General features: G+C 71.9%; 14 protein-coding genes and 4 pseudogenes. 6 read left to right on the top strand and 12 right to left on the bottom strand.

Annotated elements, in window-relative coordinates; translation table 11 throughout:
• Positions 1-59: 59 nt before the first annotated feature.
• A complete protein-coding gene (locus FF36_RS35320) occupies positions 60-437 on the bottom strand; it encodes a hypothetical protein (protein ID WP_157866916.1) in 378 nt (125 codons plus the stop codon).
• Positions 438-833: 396 nt separating this feature from the next.
• Between FF36_RS35320 and FF36_RS02050 the strand changes: the two genes are divergently transcribed.
• Positions 834-2,207, top strand: coding sequence for a hypothetical protein (locus FF36_RS02050; protein ID WP_044883184.1), 1,374 nt, complete (start codon positions 834-836; stop codon positions 2,205-2,207).
• A 177-nt stretch (positions 2,208-2,384) separates the two neighbouring features.
• On the opposite strand, the gene FF36_RS02045 is transcribed toward FF36_RS02050, so the two are convergent.
• The 3 genes from FF36_RS02045 to FF36_RS02035 form a co-directional block, all read right to left on the bottom strand.
• On the bottom strand, positions 2,385-2,750 hold the full coding sequence (locus tag FF36_RS02045; protein ID WP_044883183.1) for a hypothetical protein: 366 nt from the start codon (positions 2,748-2,750) through the stop codon (positions 2,385-2,387).
• A 43-nt stretch (positions 2,751-2,793) separates the two neighbouring features.
• Positions 2,794-3,021 (bottom strand): protein kinase family protein, encoded by a 228-nt coding sequence (locus FF36_RS36825; protein ID WP_044883182.1) that lies wholly within the window; start codon positions 3,019-3,021, stop codon positions 2,794-2,796.
• Between the two features lie 85 nt (positions 3,022-3,106).
• The gene (locus FF36_RS02035) at positions 3,107-3,859 is read right to left on the bottom strand and encodes a M20/M25/M40 family metallo-hydrolase (RefSeq protein ID WP_199865304.1); all 753 of its coding nucleotides are present in this window, start codon (positions 3,857-3,859) and stop codon (positions 3,107-3,109) included.
• 385 nt (positions 3,860-4,244) lie between these two features.
• On the opposite strand from FF36_RS02035, the gene FF36_RS02030 reads away from it, so the two are divergent.
• Entirely contained in the window at positions 4,245-4,466 is a 222-nt protein-coding gene (locus FF36_RS02030; RefSeq protein WP_128423244.1) for a hypothetical protein, read from the top strand.
• Between the two features lie 101 nt (positions 4,467-4,567).
• Here the strand turns inward: FF36_RS02030 and FF36_RS40580 are convergent.
• Both FF36_RS40580 and FF36_RS40575 read right to left on the bottom strand, forming a co-directional pair.
• A pseudogene (locus tag FF36_RS40580) lies at positions 4,568-5,101 on the bottom strand (tyrosine-type recombinase/integrase); the annotation flags it as partial.
• A 1-nt stretch (position 5,102) separates the two neighbouring features.
• On the bottom strand, positions 5,103-5,578 hold a 476-nt coding region (locus FF36_RS40575), incomplete at its 3' end, for a hypothetical protein (RefSeq protein ID WP_479686766.1).
• 99 nt (positions 5,579-5,677) lie between these two features.
• On the opposite strand from FF36_RS40575, the gene FF36_RS36820 reads away from it, so the two are divergent.
• The 3 genes and pseudogenes from FF36_RS36820 to FF36_RS36815 form a co-directional block, all read left to right on the top strand.
• A complete protein-coding gene (locus FF36_RS36820; protein ID WP_044883179.1) occupies positions 5,678-6,070 on the top strand; it encodes a DNA modification methylase in 393 nt (130 codons plus the stop codon).
• Positions 6,067-6,209, top strand: a pseudogene (locus FF36_RS40570) (site-specific DNA-methyltransferase); the annotation flags it as partial. The gene FF36_RS36820 and the pseudogene FF36_RS40570, both read left to right, overlap by 4 nt.
• 1 nt (position 6,210) lies before the next feature.
• Positions 6,211-6,570: DNA-methyltransferase (locus FF36_RS36815; protein ID WP_339325587.1), on the top strand; the 360-nt coding region annotated here is incomplete at its 5' end.
• 34 nt (positions 6,571-6,604) lie between these two features.
• On the opposite strand, the gene FF36_RS02010 is transcribed toward FF36_RS36815, so the two are convergent.
• The 4 genes and pseudogenes from FF36_RS02010 to FF36_RS01995 form a co-directional block, all read right to left on the bottom strand.
• A complete protein-coding gene (locus FF36_RS02010; protein WP_044883178.1) occupies positions 6,605-6,922 on the bottom strand; it encodes a hypothetical protein in 318 nt (105 codons plus the stop codon).
• Positions 6,919-10,006: pseudogene (locus FF36_RS02005) on the bottom strand (Tn3 family transposase). The gene FF36_RS02010 and the pseudogene FF36_RS02005 overlap by 4 nt, the downstream one beginning before the upstream one ends.
• Before the next feature lie 81 nt (positions 10,007-10,087).
• Entirely contained in the window at positions 10,088-10,621 is a 534-nt protein-coding gene (locus FF36_RS02000) for a hypothetical protein (RefSeq protein ID WP_044883177.1), read from the bottom strand.
• A 271-nt stretch (positions 10,622-10,892) separates the two neighbouring features.
• Entirely contained in the window at positions 10,893-11,351 is a 459-nt protein-coding gene (locus FF36_RS01995) for a M20/M25/M40 family metallo-hydrolase (RefSeq protein ID WP_199865302.1), read from the bottom strand.
• On the opposite strand from FF36_RS01995, the pseudogene FF36_RS01990 reads away from it, so the two are divergent.
• Positions 11,265-12,371, top strand: a pseudogene (locus tag FF36_RS01990) (LysR family transcriptional regulator); the annotation flags it as partial. The gene FF36_RS01995 and the pseudogene FF36_RS01990 overlap by 87 nt on opposite strands.
• Positions 12,372-12,448: 77 nt before the next feature.
• Here FF36_RS01990 and FF36_RS36810 read toward each other — a convergent pair.
• Positions 12,449-12,994: a hypothetical protein gene (locus tag FF36_RS36810; RefSeq protein WP_044883176.1), complete on the bottom strand. Its 546-nt coding sequence runs from the start codon at positions 12,992-12,994 to the stop codon at positions 12,449-12,451.
• Positions 12,995-13,302: 308 nt separating this feature from the next.
• A complete protein-coding gene (locus FF36_RS01980; RefSeq protein ID WP_242422235.1) occupies positions 13,303-14,844 on the bottom strand; it encodes a hypothetical protein in 1,542 nt (513 codons plus the stop codon).
• Positions 14,845-14,969: the final 125 nt, after the last annotated feature.

Here is a 14,969-nt window from a genome sequence, read left to right as displayed (position 1 = left end):
GGCGGAGGTCTGAAGGCAGCCGAAGACAGCCGCAGCTGTGGGCCGTCGGGGGTGGCGGGTCAGCCGGCCAGATCCAGCACCGCGAGATAGTCGGCCCCGTCCCGCTGCACCGCGCGCAGACGCCACGGCGAGCTCTCGACAAGGTAAGCCAGTTCGTCGGGGGACACTGCCAGGTAATCGAACCACGGGGTCACCGTGATGCCATCCCTGACCCGGAGCGTCGCCTGGCCCGGAAGACGACCCCGCTCGGTGTTCCACGCGCGATAGGCCGCGCTCTCGTCGTCGGGCGAGACGTACGGGTCGCGACCACAACCGAGCAGGCGCGCGCCCGGAGCCGCGAGAGGCGCCGTCGGCTGCGACGCAGCCGCAGACAAAGGACCGCCGCCTGGAGCGGCGGCTCGTGCATCGGCGGCGGATGCGCGGGAAAGCGTCTCCATGGCTCTTCCACAGGGTTCGGCGTCCGATTTGTCCCTGCGGAGGAGACAGGTGGCACCGTTCCCCTGCACACCGCCTTCCGCACTGAAGATCAGCGTGGTTCGGTGCTTTCCCGCGACAAAATTCCGCGAACTTTTCTCCTCGAGGGGGACGGCGACATTTCCTGTCGGCTGCCTTACAACAACCTTCCGCTGCCGCTGCGCGCCTAACTGGGTGTCGAGCGCAGGCGAGGTCGCCGCCAGCGGTAGAAGCCGAAACATCGGCGACGTCACGGCGGTGACCGGCTTCCGGGTTGATGTCACGGAGGATTCCGGTCTCCGGTCGGCCGGCACCCGACAGTTGTGAACGTGTGCACGCACCCCACCTGCACGTCTCCACCCTCGGAAAGGAACACGGAGATGACGGACACGGAATTCTCGGCCGCCCAGCTCGGGATCCTCGCGCGGGACCCGGTCCCGGCCGGGTCGAGCGTCGACGGGCAGATCCAGCGGTCGGAGATTCTCGGCCGGGCCCAGTTCTGGGTCAACCACAAGGTGACCTACACCCAGTCGGCCTCGGCACCTGACCCGCGGGGGCGCCGGTACCGGCGGGACTGCTCGGGCCTGGTGTCCATGGCCTGGCACCTGTCGTCCAGCCGCACGACGTACACCTTCGCCTCCTGGTCGGGGAAGATCCGCCTGTCGAGCCTGCACGACCTCAGGCCCGGCGACGCCCTGCTCCGAAGCGAGCACATCGAGCTGTTCGTGAAGTGGAAGAACAAGGCGAACCACGCCGCCGGCGCGTACGTGTACTCCTTCAACCACACCGGGGAAACCGTCGAGAACCCGACGGCACCCACCAACCAGGGAAGGATCGGTTTCGACACCTGGAGCGAACTGAGCACCTACACGCCGATTCGTTACCGTAAGGCGGTCAATGCCCCGCGGCCCACGCTGCTGGCGGCGAGAAGCGCCGGGTCGGCCGGTTCCCCGCCGCCGAACTCGGACGGTTCTCTGGTGCGTGAGCCCGACGGCGGCATCAACCTGATCGTGGGTGGCGTGCCCTTCGAACTGGAGCCGGCGGAATATGCGGCCCTCGGTTCCCCGCAGGTGCGCGACATTCCCGCCGACACCCTCGAGGACATGCCGGAGCTGATGCGGGACGGCACGATCGTGGCCACCGGTGACGGCACCCGTTTCCTCATCGCCGGGAACGCGAAGTACCGGCTCACCCCCGCGGACTGGGACGCGCTGGGAAAGCCGTCGTCGGTCACCGTGCCCGCGCGGCTCGTCGACGTTCTCGACGTGGTGCCGATCGACGACACCTTCCTGCGGGACGCGGCGACGCACACCGTCTGGCAGATCCTCGGCGCGGCGAAGTACCCCCTGACCCAGGCCGAGTACACCAGTCTGGGCAGCCCCGCCCACGTCGACGTGCCGGCGGGTTTCCTCGACGCCGTCGCGAGCCGGACGCCTGTCGGCAGCTACTTCCTGCGTGATCCTCTCAGCGCGATCGTCTACCAGGTCGTCGCCGGCGCCGAGCACCCGCTCAGCGCCGCCGAGTACGCCGCGCTCGGTCAGCCGGACGTCATCGACGCCCCGCTCGGTTTCGTCATGACTCTCGGCCCGGTGCCCCGCGAGCACACCTATCTGACCCGCAACAGCGACGGGGAGATCTTCGAGGTCCGTGACGGCACCCGCCGGGCGCTCACCGCCGACGAGGCCGCGGCGTTGGGTGAGGTCGACTGCCCCACCGTCGCCGACGGTTTCCTCGACGCGATCCCGAACGCCTGACCCCCGCGGCGCCCCGCAGAGCAATAAGACCCACCACGGCCGTCGCGCCCGCCCGCCCCGGTCCCGCGGGCGGGCGAGACGGCCCCCTGTGCACGACCCATCCGAGGGAACCGCTGGCCAGGACGACGATGCCACCGACCGCCAGGATCGGACGTCACCTCGGAACCGGTGTTCGGGTCAGGTTGGCCAGTCGAGCTGGGAGTCGGGGACGCCCTGGGCACGGCCGTACTCCTCGGCCTCGGCACGCCCCCGCGGATCCCCGCGCCGGTAGCGGAAGACTCGACCGGAGAACACGATGAGGCTTTCCTGGGCGGTGTGCAGGTCCACGTACCACCCCGGCACCTCCAGCACCTCGCTCAGGTGCGCGGCCAGGGTCGCGGCCTCGGCGTCAGCGACGTCGAAGTAGACCAGCGTCCACACGGATGGCTGGTCGGCGGTGGCATTCCCGGATGCCGATCGTTGGATCTTCCGAACGGTGAGCGCCAGGTCGTCGACGACCGCTCCCACCCGCAGGCTCTCGGCGATCAGTACTCCGGTGGCCACGGCGGCTCCCTGGGATCAGCTCCGGCTGACGGGCCGGTTCAGCCTATGCCGCGATCACCTGCTGGAAGAAACTCCCCACCTGAGACAACCTCTTCACGACTGATTCGGACCGAACGGCATCGAACGGCGGGGCACCGGCCAGCAGCCGGTACAACACCACCCCGAGCGCATTCAGAGTGCCGTCGGCGGCGAACAGAATGTTGTCGGCCTTGATGTCACGGTGCAACACCCCTTGGCCATGGGCATGCGGCAATGCCGCGGCCACGGCCACGGCCAGTCCGAACCGCCCGATCCCACCTGCTGCCCGATCCGATAGGCGGGCAGGGCCTTCTCGATCCGCTCCCGGTCAACGATCATCAGATGGTCGGCTCTGTCGGTGGGAGTGGGATCCGTCCGCCGCGGTCGATCGTCTCGGCTGCCGTGTCTGTTGCCGTGTCTGGGCGATCAGTTCGGCGAGCAGGTGGGCGCGGGGGGGCCATCTGGGCGACCTCGACGTGTTCGGTGTCCGCATGGGCGCCGCTGCCGACGGCTCCCAGTCCGTCCAGCGTCGGGCAGCCTGCGCCGGCGGTGTAGTTGCCATCCGAGGCGCCGCCGACGGCGACTCCCCGCAGCGGCTCCTGGCCCAGCTCCGCGGCGATTCTGGCGGCGAGGGTGAACAGGTCGGCGGAGGATTCCGGTTGCATGGGCGGCCGCTTCCTGCCGCCCAGTACCTTCAGCCGGGCGCCGGGCGTCTGAGCGGTGAGCCCCCGCATGAGATCGTCTATCCGGTCCTGCGTCGCCAGGGTCGGCACCCGCACGTCCACCGATACCTTCGCCCGCGCGGGCACCGTGTTCAGCGTGCTGCCGGCGCAGAGCAGGGTGGGCGTGATGGTCGGCGCGCCCAGGACGGAGTGGGTGGTCTCCACCGAGGCTGCGAGGCCGGCGATGGCCAGGATCTGGTGCGCGGCCTCGATCGCGGCGTTGACCCCTTTCTCCGGTTCCAGCCCCGCGTGGGCGGCCTTGCCGGACACCACGACCTCGTAGCGTGAGGTGCCCTTACGGGCGGTCTTGAGGGCGCCCTGTTCGTTCGCGGCCGCCTCCAGGACGAAGGCGGCCGCGCACCCACGCACGGACTGCTCGATCAGCTCCCGGGAGGTCGGGGGTCGAGGAAGAACTGGGCAGGATTGAACGGTTGGCAGGCGGTTGCGGCCGGTCCCGCGCGCGGCGAATCGGGGCCTCGGCGCGCAGCGTGCCGCCGAGATCCGATCCGCGGAGCGTCTGTGCCAGAATGAGCGTGCTCACTGAGCGCCTTCGTCCGGGGCAGCGCCCGGCCACGTGACCCGAGATCACGAGAAGGCACGTCACGCGCGAGGTTCTGTCCTGGTCCACATGCGCTAAAAAAATCCAGGGCCGTCTCCGGCCGGCGATCGAACAAGATCGTCGGGACCGGTCTCTTCGCCGTGACGGAAAATGGCCGCCCCGTCAGCGCGGAAGGAACGCGCTGACGGAGACGACGTGCCCTTCGATCTGCTCAACGCCCGGCTCTTGGCCGGCGCTGGGCTTCTCCCGCTGCTCTACCTGCTGCTGGTCGCGACGGTCGCTCTCACCGCCGTGTACACCCGTGATGGCACCCGCCGTCGGACAGCGCTCCAGGTGCTGCAGATTCTCCTGTTCCGACGCCAGAAGCCTCCTGGCCGGCGGGCCTCACGGAGGCAGGACACCACGCAGGGTTCATAGACGGTGGTGATCAGGATGCCGATACTCGCGGTGCATCGCCGTGATGATCTGAGGCGTCTCGCCGGTGGTGATGATCTAAAAGGGGTTGGCGCGGCCGGGCCTCATGAGTCGCCGGGGAGGAGCTCGACGGCTCGGACGCGGTCGGCCTCCGTGGGCTTGGTGTAAACGCGGGTGGTGTCAGTGCGCGCGTGGCCCAAAAGCTCGGCGACGAGGACGAGGCCGGCGCCGCGGCGCAGCATGGCGGTGGCGAAGGTGTGCCGCAGGACGTGCGGGCTCAGATCGTCGATGCCGACGGAACGGCCGAGGTCGGCGACGACCTGGTCGACGGTGCGGGTCGACAGGCGGCGGCCGTAGCGGTTGAGGAACAGCGCGGGGTCGTTGTCGGCGTTCGGCCAGGTGGCCCGGGCCGGTTTCCAGTCGCTCAGTGCCCGGCGGCCGCGGGGGTTGGCCGGGATGGTGCGGGGTTTGCCGCCGTCGCGGCCCTTGCCGGCCCGGACGTGGACGGCGCCGGTGCGGGCGGTGACCGGGGCGTCGTCGACGTCGAGGGCGACGAGCTCGGCGCAGCGGACGCCGGTGTTGTAGAGCAGCTCGATGATCGTGCGGTCGCGCAGCGAGGGCAGCCGTTCGGCGGCGCGNAGCACGCGGCGGGCCTCGTCATCGGACAGGGCGCGGGGGGCCTGCTCGGGCAGGTCTGCCCGGTCGACGACGGCGCGGCCGAGGTGGCGCCAGGTGAAGAAGTGGTCGAGCGCGGTCAGGTGCGCGTTGACGGTCGCAGGTCGCCTTTTCGCGACGGCAAGCAGGTGGGCCCGGTAGTCACGGACGGCGAAGTCCCGGGCGTGCGCGTCGGACAGCGGGTCGGCGCCGGTGGGGTCCGCGGCGGCGCCGTCGGTGTCGAGCCAGCGCAGGAACCCGGCGACCCGGGAGGCGTAGGCGCGCCGGGAGTGCTCGGCGAGCCGGACGTGGTCGAGCTCTGCCCGGTAGGCGGCGAACAGATCGGCGTACCGGTCGGGCGGTCGCTCGCCGCCGCGCCGGCCGCGGCCGGTGAATGGTGCGGCGGCGCTGGTCGTCACCAACCACGTCCTTCCGACTTCGCGTCCCGGTATCAGAACCATTCCGCCGACGATCGTAGCGCCGTTCGGCCGCAGTATCAGAACCAAACGGCTACGATGGTTCTGATACTGGTAGGTATCAGAACCATGCGGAGGACCCCGATGGACCTGGGCGCCGCCCCGACCGACGTCACGAAACCCGCGACGACCGGTCGCGAAACTCTCTGTGCCTGCCAGTGCGGCCAGACGGTCGTCCGCAACGCGACGGGCCGGCCGGGCCGTTTCGCCTCGCCGGCGTGCCGGCAGCGGGCCCGGCGCCGCGCGCTGGCCAGCGCCGCCCCGGTCGCGCCGTTCCACGACGACGACACGGTGACGCTCTACGTCGGTCAGGCGGCGCAGGTCCTGCGGGGCCTGCCGGACGCCTCGGTGCACTGCGTGGTGACCTCCCCGCCGTACTTCGGGCTGCGCGACTATGGCGAGCCCGGCCAGATCGGCCTGGAACGGTCCGCAACGCGATCACGTGGGCCAAGACGAACGCGATACCGGAGTCGGTGACCGACCGGTTCGCCTCGCGCACCGAGACGCTGTTCCTGGTGACCCGCTCGGCCCGCTACCACTTCGACCTCAACCCGGTCCGGGAGACACCGGTCGACCCGACCGGCGGTGCCGAGTGGGCCCAGCGCAGGCAGCGGGGNGTGCCCGGCCGTCGCGGCCGCAACCCCGAGCCGTCGGTGACGGCCGCCGACCGCGACTTCGCCGCCCACCAGGCCGGCCGCAATCCGGGCGACGTCTGGCAGATCCCGGTCGCCAGCTTCCCCGGTGCGCACTTCGCCGTCTTCCCGCCCGAGATCCCGCGGCGGGCGATCCTGACCGGCTGCCCGCCCGGCGGGGTCGTGCTCGACCCGTTCTCCGGGTCGGCGACCACCGGCATGGTCGCGCTGCAGCTCGGCCGCCGCTACGTCGGGATCGATCTCAACCCCGACTATCACCGCCTCGCGCTCCGTACCCGGCTGCTGGAGCGGCCGCTGCCCGGTATCGACCAGCCGGCCTCCTGACCAGGCCCACGCGGCTCGATCCCGGCGCCGTTGATCAGCGGTAGTAGGACATGTCGACCGTCATCGTCAGCCGCAGCTGCGGCGGTAGCTTGTCGCCGTCGTCGTCATAGCGCAGGTCCGCGAAGCCGAAGCCGAGGATCACTGCGTAGAGATGGTCGTTCATCCAGTCGCCGGCGGCGTGTAGCAGGTCGGACTCCTCGCTGCCGTAGAAGCTGATGACCTGGGTGGCGGAGTCTTCGTTGGCGATCTCGACCCGCACCGGGCCGTGGAAGGTTCGTGTGCGCCCGGTCGGGCGGCCGATCCGGGGCACCGCCGTGTCCTGCCCCGCGGGCCGGTCGCCATCCTGGGTCATGATTCCTCCTGATCGTGCTTGCCCCCCGGGTCACGCAGAGGACGCAGGCCCGTGCCGGTGGGCGGGGCGGCGAAGGCGTAGCGGCCGAGCATGTTGATGTGCCGGTCGGCCAGCGGGGACAGCCGGGCAACGTCGAGGTCGTGCACGTCGTGGCCGGCGGTGCGCAGCGTGGTGAGGGCGGCGTCGAGGTAGCGGGTGTTCCACAGCACGACCGCGTTGAGGACCAGGCCGAGCGCACCGAGCTGGTCTTCCTGACCTTCCCGGTAGGCCTGGCGCAGCTCGCCGCGCTGCCCGTGGAAGATCTTCCGGGCCAGCCGGTGGCGGGACTCCTGGACGGTGAGCTGGGTGTTCACGGCTCGCCGGTAGGTCTCGTCGACGGGATCGACGAGCGCAAGCAGGTGCAGGGTCTTGGCGATCCGGCCGTACTCGGCGAAGGCCTGCCCGAGTGGGCTGGGATGTCCATCCCGGCCGAGCATGCGCAGCAGGTCGTAGGCGCGGACCTGGTTGGTGACCAGGGAACCAGCGACCCGCAGCATGTCCGGCCAGTGATCACTGATGCGGGCGAGGTTGACTCGGTGCCGGGCGATCGCGTTCAGCGGCCCGTAGTCGCCCTCGGCGTCGCCGGGCAGGGTGGCGCGCCACAGCCGCTGGTCGGACAGGTCCGCGATCCGCGGGGAGAACCGGTAGCCGAGCAGGCGGAACAGGCCGAAGACGATGTCGGAGTAGCTGGCAGTGTCGGTGGCGACCATCTCCGGTTTCGGTCCGGCGTCGAGGGTGAGCAGCGTGTCCAGGATGTAAAGGGAGTCGCGCACAGTCCCGGGCACGACGACCGCACCGATGCCAGCGACCTGGTCGTTGACCGCGTTCAGCCAGGTCACGCCGCGTTTGAGCCCGAAGTAGCGGGGGCTGGGGCCGGCGTTGATGGTCCGCACGGGCACGACGAACCGCAGCCCGCCGACGGAGGCGACCAGTCCACCGCCCCACGCCTGGGCAAGCCCGATCCGCGCCTGGGCGGTGATCAGCGCCGCGTTCGCCGCGGCGTGGGTGTCGGCGCGCAGGTAGTTCTGGTCGACGTGGGAGAGCCGGTCACGGGTCAGCGCAGGCTCGCTCGGCTTGGTCACCGGGGTCAGCCCGACGTTGCAGGCCTCGGCGACCAGCAGCGCCGCGAGGGAGATGTGCAGGTTCTCCATCCGGCTGCCCGACCCGCCCAGATGGGTGTAGGCGTCGAGGAACCCAGTCCAGGCGTGCACCTCCAGCAGCAGATCGGGCAGATCGACACGGGGCAGCATCGCCGCGGTCGTCGCCCGCAGCGCGACCAGGCTGTCCGGTTCACCGAGCGCCTCCAGCCGGCTCACGGCCAGGCGCATTCGCCCGTCGGCCGCCGGCTCGACCCGCACCGGGCTGTCCGGTCCGGCCTCGGCGAGCCGGTCGACGGTCTGGCGCCACGCGGCGTCCAACGAGCCGGCGAGCTCGCGCAGGTGGGTCTCGACCGGGGCGGCCAGGCCGAGACCGGCGAGCACCTCGCCGCGGACCCGGTCCCATCCCTCGTCGGCGAGCAGCCGGGCCCGCGGGTCAGACCATCGCTGCGAACGCAAGGCGAACACGTCGCGCCGGCGCAGCGCCCGATGCAGCTGCTCCAGCACGCACAGCACGTAGCCGTCGCGGTCGACCGTGCCAGCCGGCAACGTCGGGTTGGCCAGCGCCGCGCGCCGCCACACCGGCGGCACCAGGTCGACGTCGACCTCGTCCGGGCGGATCCGACGTCGGCCGACCAGATTCGGCAGTCGGCGGACCGCGTCCAGGACCGGCTGGCCGTCTCCGGTCGCTGCCAGCGGCAGCGCCTCGGCGAGCAGGGGGAGGAAAGGGCGGACCGTGCCATAGCGGCGGGCCAGCTCGGCGCGCATCACCGTCTCCAGGCTGGCGTCGTCGGGCACCAGCTCCTCGACCAGCGCGGCGGCCTCCAGCACCCGTTCCCGCGGCGCGACCTGCTCCACGACCGCCCAGGCTGCGGCGACGTCGAGCGCCTCGCCGTCCGTGCCGGCCAGCAGGCCCAGCAGCGCGGATGCTGCGCCGGCGAGGGTGACCGACGCCTTCTCCAGCTTCGGCAGGACGGCGAGCCGTTCCTGCTGCGCGGCGCGCCGGGTTGAGCAGCCGGGTCGCCATCAGCACGTCGAACAGATCCAGGGCGTCGTCGACCGCCGCCGCTTCCAGACCGCGCACCGTCGCCAGCAGGGTCGCGGTACGCCGCGGCTCGGCGAGCTCACGCAGCAGCGGCGCCTTGGCCGCCAGGCCGTAGCGGGCCAGCATCGCCAGCCGGTTCGCCGGCACTCCCGACACGTCCACCTCGCCGGCGCCCACCACGATGACCTCGGCGGCCCGGGCCAACGCCCGCTCCAAGCCCGGGCCCGACGTCCGCGCCGGCCCCCGCCGCAGCCGCTCCAGCTCGCTCACCCGGGCACCCGGCGCCACCTCGAGGAGATTCCGCAGCCGTCCGGCCAGCTGCCGGTCGGCCTGCTCAGCCGCGACGGCGAGCTCCTGGTGCACCCGGTCGGTGGCCTCGCTGCGCACGGAGACCACCAGACGAGCCAGAACACTCACTCCCGGCAAGAGGACCCGGCTACGGCGCAGCCACGCGGTGGCCTGGCCGAACAGCGCCACCGGGCCCTCTGCCTGCGTCCACGCCCGGCTCGCCAGGAACGCCTGCAGCTCCGCGGCTGCCTGCGGGTCGGTGAAGTCTCGGTAGCCGTAGACCGACCGGATCTCCCGGGCATGCTCATGCTGCGTCGGCAGCCGCTCGGTGTACCGCTTCACCACCGACGAGTCCGCAACGTCCAGCTGGCCCGCGAGGTAGTCCACCACCACCCACGGCACCTCCAGCGGATCGCTCAGGAACGTCCCCAGGAAACGCACCGTCCCGAGCTGAACGGCGAACCCCAGCCGCGAGTGCTCGCCCCGGTGCCGGCCCACGAGCTCCCGGTCGGCGTCATCCAAGAAGAAGAACCGCTCCAGCTCAGCCCGCACAGGCTCACCATCGAACCGCCCGTACGCCGCAACCTGCTCATCTGCGAGGAACTCCACCGGCACACACAGATCATCGACCCTGCGGCCGCCGACGACCGAGCCGCCCTAACCGTTCAATCCTGCGCGGTTCTTCCTCGGACCCCTCTACGGCCGCGCGAACGGGCACCGCGGGGAGAAGATCGTTTTTTGGTGCTGGCAGGCCACGTCGGCATTCTCGACGCAGTATGTGTCGCTTGTCTGTCCCCCGGCTGCCCGGGTCTCCGCCACGCACTGGTGCAGTCGGTGCAGATAGGTCTGCCGGTAGGCGAGGATCAGGCCGGCCGTCAGCAGCCCGACGGCCAACGCCACCGTCCACCGTCGCGCGGCCTGCCGGTCCTGGCCCCACCAGGCCAGCAGCAGCGCGGCCAAGGGCGCGCCGGCCGCCAGGCCGGCGGCCCATTGCAGGATCCGAGCGATTCCGGACCCCAGAGTTCGGACCGTCGGTTCGCCGGGTGCGTCCCAGGTGTCCAAGGCCAGCGCGCCGTACATCATCGCGGCCGTCCCGAGCACCCAGCCGAGGGCCAGCATCACCCGCAGGAAAACGAGCGGTTCCCCCTCGCGCCCCGCCGGGCCGTCCATCACGAGGGACTCGCCGGTCTGGCTGTCGTCGCGCCAGACGAGCCGCCGGAGCCAGCCCAACCCAACACCCCCTGAACCTCCGCGGCCGCACCGGAACCCACCCCGGGCACGAGCCTCCCACGGACGGTACGAAAACGTCCACGGCGGGTAACAGGGCGAAACGCGACTTCTGAAACGAAAACGAACGTAACTGTGGGCGCGCCAACCTGACCCGAGCTGCCGCTTGCCGCTGGGACGTGGGTCGCGGCGGCTGACGGCCGTGAGGTCAGCGGAGGAACTCCACCGGCACACACAGATCATCGACCCTGCGGCCGCCGACGACCGAGCCGCCCTAACCGTTCAATCCTGCGCGGTTCTTCCTCGGACCCCAGGTCGGGGAGCCGACTTCCTCATCCCCGTTGATCAGCACGCAGACACCGTCCGGGGACGGCAGGCAGGCCAGCGCGTGGAACATCTGCACCAGCCCTGCCTTCATGTCCAGGACTCCAGGGCCCCGGGCGATCCCGTCGACCAGCGACCAGGGGTGGGTCTGCAGCGAGCCCATGGGCCACACCGTGTCGTGGTGTCCGACCAGCAGCACCTGCGGCGTGCCGAAGGTCCACCGCAGGTGGGGCACGCCGTCGATCACGATCGTCTCCGGCGCTCGGCCCAGCAGTCTCGCGCCGAGGGCGCCGACGACCACGGCGCTACGGGCCAGTGCCGCGTGGTCGGCCGAGAAGGACTCACAGACGACGAGTTCTTCCAGATCGGCCAGCATCGCGGGCAATGCGATCGCGGCTCCCGCGGTCACCGGCCCCACCTTGTCGCACAGCTCCGTGTCGTGACGCTCTCCAACAACGGCACGCTTCCCCCCAGGTCCGGTCTTGACGACAGGGGTGACGTTAAGGCGAGACAAGACATTCCACCAGCAACGAGATTGGATAGGAGCCATGCAGGGGGGAATGTGTGTGACATCGATGCGCTGCGTCTCCTGGTTGCCGTGGTCCGCACCGGGTCGTTCACCAAGGCGGCGGTCCAGCTCAACTACACGCAGCCCGCGGTGTCGCGGCGGATCGCCTTGCTGGAGCAGCAGACGGGTGGGCCGCTGTTCGACCGGCTCCCCCGGGGCGTACGGCTCAATCCTGCCGGTCATGAGCTGCACCGCCACGCGGTGGATGTGCTTGAGCGTCTGTCGCGGGCACAGCAGGAGCTGGCCGCCATCCACGCAGGTCGCGGCGGGATACTGCGCGTCGGGGCGTTCTCGACCGCGAACATCTCGCTGGTGCCCGCCGCGTTGCGGGCGTTCAGACAGGCCAGACCGGAGGTCGAGATCGTCGCGATCGAGGGCCGCAGCGGCACGTTGATGCAGCGCCTCGCAGACGGGGCGCTCGACCTCGCCGTGGTCAGCGACTATCCGTCCGGTCTGCCGTCGGCCGCCGGTGTCACGACGACCCGCCTGCTGGCGGACGAGTTGTTCGTCGTCCTTCAGCGCGAGCATCCCCTGGCCGGAGCCGGGGTGATCGACCTGCGCGACCTGCGTGACGAGGCCTGGCTCCAGGACGCGCCCGCGGGAGGCAGTCCCACGCTGCTCACCGATGCCTGCGCCCAGGCAGGCTTCGAACCCAGGAAGATCATCAAAATCGCGGAGTGGACCGGGAAGTTCGGCTATGTGGCCGCCGGGCTGGGCGTTGCGCTGGTTCCCTCGCTGGCCGCCTGGGCGGTCCCGGCCGAACTCGCCCTGTGCCGGCTCGGCAACCTCGCCCTGCGCCGGACCGTCCATGTAGCGCTGCCCGCTGATCCGCTGCCGGCGGCACTGACGTTGCGGGATCTGCTGCAGGAGGCGGGCGGTGGCGGTCTGCCAGTGCGCGTACTCGATCGCGGCTGCAGGGATCGTGGAACCGTCTGCGGTCAGGCGTCGCCCGAGGCCGATCGGCAGAGCGGGCAGCGGTCGTTGCCGTCCCAGCTGTCCCAGCCGAAGTCCATAGGCGACAGTGCGGTGGCCTCCAACTCGGCGCGAACTGCCGCCCGGTAGCGCCAGACAGCGTCGAGATAAGGGTGGTAGGCGTCGTGGAATGCCGCCGACGACAGGCCGGCGCCCGTGGCGACCACGTGCCGCAACGCGCGCAGCCGCTCGAACATCGCCTGGCCGGCGCCGGCGACCGTCGCGGTGGCGTCGATGAACAGCCGCTCGCGCACGTCGTAGATGCCCGCGTCGGCCAGCACCGCTCGCGACGCCGCGTCGAGGTCACCGGTGCCGGAGCTGTTCAGGGCGATCTGGCGCAGCCGGGTGTGGCAGACACCCGCGGCCACGATGAACGCGATGTAGGCATCCCGCCGCCGCTGCACGTGGCCGCGGTCGTCATCGCGCCGGCCACGCAGATGATCGGCCAGGACGGTGCCGGCGATCGCGATGACCGCGCCGCTGGCGGTGGCCACCAGTGTGCCCCAGTCCACCGCGCTCCTTCCCCTCGGTGCCGGTACAGGCGTAGTCCGGTGGAGGCTTACGTCTGCTGCGGGCGGCGGGCCTTCAGGCATGGGTCACACGATCATCGGCCTGTCCACCAACGCGGCCGGAACCCTGCCCGCTACCGGGACCGGTCCCACCCGACCTCCGCGAACTTCGTGCCGCCGGCAGCCGGCAGCCGGCAGCCGGAGAGATCATCGCCGTCTGCGGCTGGTGACACGTTTCTTACCGGCACCCCATCCTGCCAGCGCCCTCGGTCGGGCGGACCCCCGCAGAGCCGGGGACGAGACCGAGGAGCTCAGGTCCCGCCGGGCCCGGGGGTGCGCAGGGCGCGCAGTTCGGCGGCGAGGTCGTCGGCCTGGCGTTCGGCGCGTTCGGCGCGGGTGCGGGCCTCGGCGCGGGCCTCGCCGAGCACGGCGAGGCGTTCGGCGGCGGCGCGGCGTTCGACGTCGAGGCGGGCCTCGGCCTCGGCGCGGATCCGCTCGGTCTCGGCGGCCGCGGCGGCGCGGGCGCGGTCGACGTCGGCGGCCGCCTCCGCGCGGATGCGGGTGATCTCGGCGGTCGTCTCGGCGCGCAGCCGGTCGAGGTCGGCGGCGGCGTCGGCGCGCAGGCGCTGGGCGTCGGCGTCGGCGCCCTGGCGTAGGCGCAGCGCCTCGGCGCGTTCGGCGCGGATGTCCTCGCGCAGCGCGTCGCGTTCGGCGCGCAGTTCGGCGCGCTGCCGGGCGTCGCGTTCGGCGTCGCGGCGCGCGGTGGCCAGCTCGGTGAGGGCCTGGTCGCGGGTGGCGGTGGCCTCGGCGATGCGCGTCTCGGCGTCGTGGTGGGCCTCGGTGATGCGGGCGGCGGCGTCGCGCTCGGCGGCGTCGATGGCGGCCCGGGCGTGGGCGTCGGCGTCGGCGACGGCGGTGTCGGCGTCGGCGCGGACGGCCTCGGCCGCGGCGGTCGCGGCGCGGACGGCGGCGGCGGACTCCTCGACGGCGTCGGCGACGGTGGCCTCGGCCGCGACCAGGCGGCGCTCGGCGTCCTCGAGCGCGGTGACGGCTTCGGCGGCGATCGCGTCGGATTCGGCGCGGGCGATCCCGGCGGCGCGGGCGGCCTGCTCGGCGCGTACGGCGCGGGCGACGGCTTCGGCGACGCGTTCGGCGGCGTCGGCCTCGGCGGCCTCGACCTGGGCTTCGGCGGCGGTGACGTCGCCGAGCAGCGCCATCTGGCGGGCGAAGGCGTCGAGGGTGGCGGTCAGTTCACCGGCGAGGGACTGGACCTGGCCGGCGAGCTCCTCGGCGCGGGCGCGGCCGGCGGCCAGCGGGCGGGGGATCGGGGCGGGTCGGGCGGCGCCGGGTGCCGGGGTGCTCTGCCCGGCGGGGCGGTGGGCCAGCTCGCGGCGGCGGCGGTAGGCGGACAGACGGTTGTGGGCGGGGTCGTCGCAGTAGGCCGGGGGGCGGCCGGGACCGTCGGCGGGAGCGGGCGGGCGGATGCAGCCCGGGTAGGCGCAGCGCGCCGGCGCAGCGCCAGCCGGCGCCGACGTCGGCGCGGCGGGCGGATCGGCGGGCCGGGTCGCGGCCGCCATGTCCGCGGCCGCCGAACCGGGCGGGGCGGGTGGGGTGTCCTGCAGGTCCGCGCCGGGCGGTGGCGCGGGGGAGGGGATCGCGCGCGCGTCCGCGGCGGTGTCGGATGCCTGTGCCGGCACGTTCCCCGGCGCGTTCCCCGGTGTGTCGGCGGCGCCGTCTGCGGTGGTGGTCGGGTCGGGGGGTTCGACGGGGGGGCGGGGCGTCGGGGGGCGGAACGGCTCGTCCGGCTCGGACGGCTCCTCGCGTTGCCGAGGGGGTCGGGGCACCCGGCTCATCACGTTCCTCATTCCGTCTCGTCATTCCGTCTCGTACCGTCATTTTCGTATCATCGCCATCGATGAAACGTTAACTTGGATCGTTATACCACGGAACGGAACGACGATACGGGACGTCCCCCGTG

The sequence above is a fragment of the Frankia torreyi genome (assembly GCF_000948395.1).
Classification (GTDB): Bacteria; Actinomycetota; Actinomycetes; order Frankiales; family Frankiaceae; genus Frankia; species Frankia torreyi.
Note: the sequence above shows the minus strand (reverse complement) of the source record. Positions and strands in the feature narration are given on the sequence as shown.

Coding starts and splice junctions, on each gene's coding strand:
- FF36_RS02010 (WP_044883178.1), bottom strand. CDS start 6,922: ATGACCCAGGATGGCGACCGGCCCGCGGGGCAGGACACGGCGGTGCCC.
- FF36_RS01980 (WP_242422235.1), bottom strand. CDS start 14,844: ATGAGCCGGGTGCCCCGACCCCCTCGGCAACGCGAGGAGCCGTCCGAG.
- FF36_RS36820 (WP_044883179.1), top strand. CDS start 5,678: ATGGACCTGGGCGCCGCCCCGACCGACGTCACGAAACCCGCGACGACC.
- FF36_RS35320 (WP_157866916.1), bottom strand. CDS start 437: ATGGAGACGCTTTCCCGCGCATCCGCCGCCGATGCACGAGCCGCCGCT.
- FF36_RS02050 (WP_044883184.1), top strand. CDS start 834: ATGACGGACACGGAATTCTCGGCCGCCCAGCTCGGGATCCTCGCGCGG.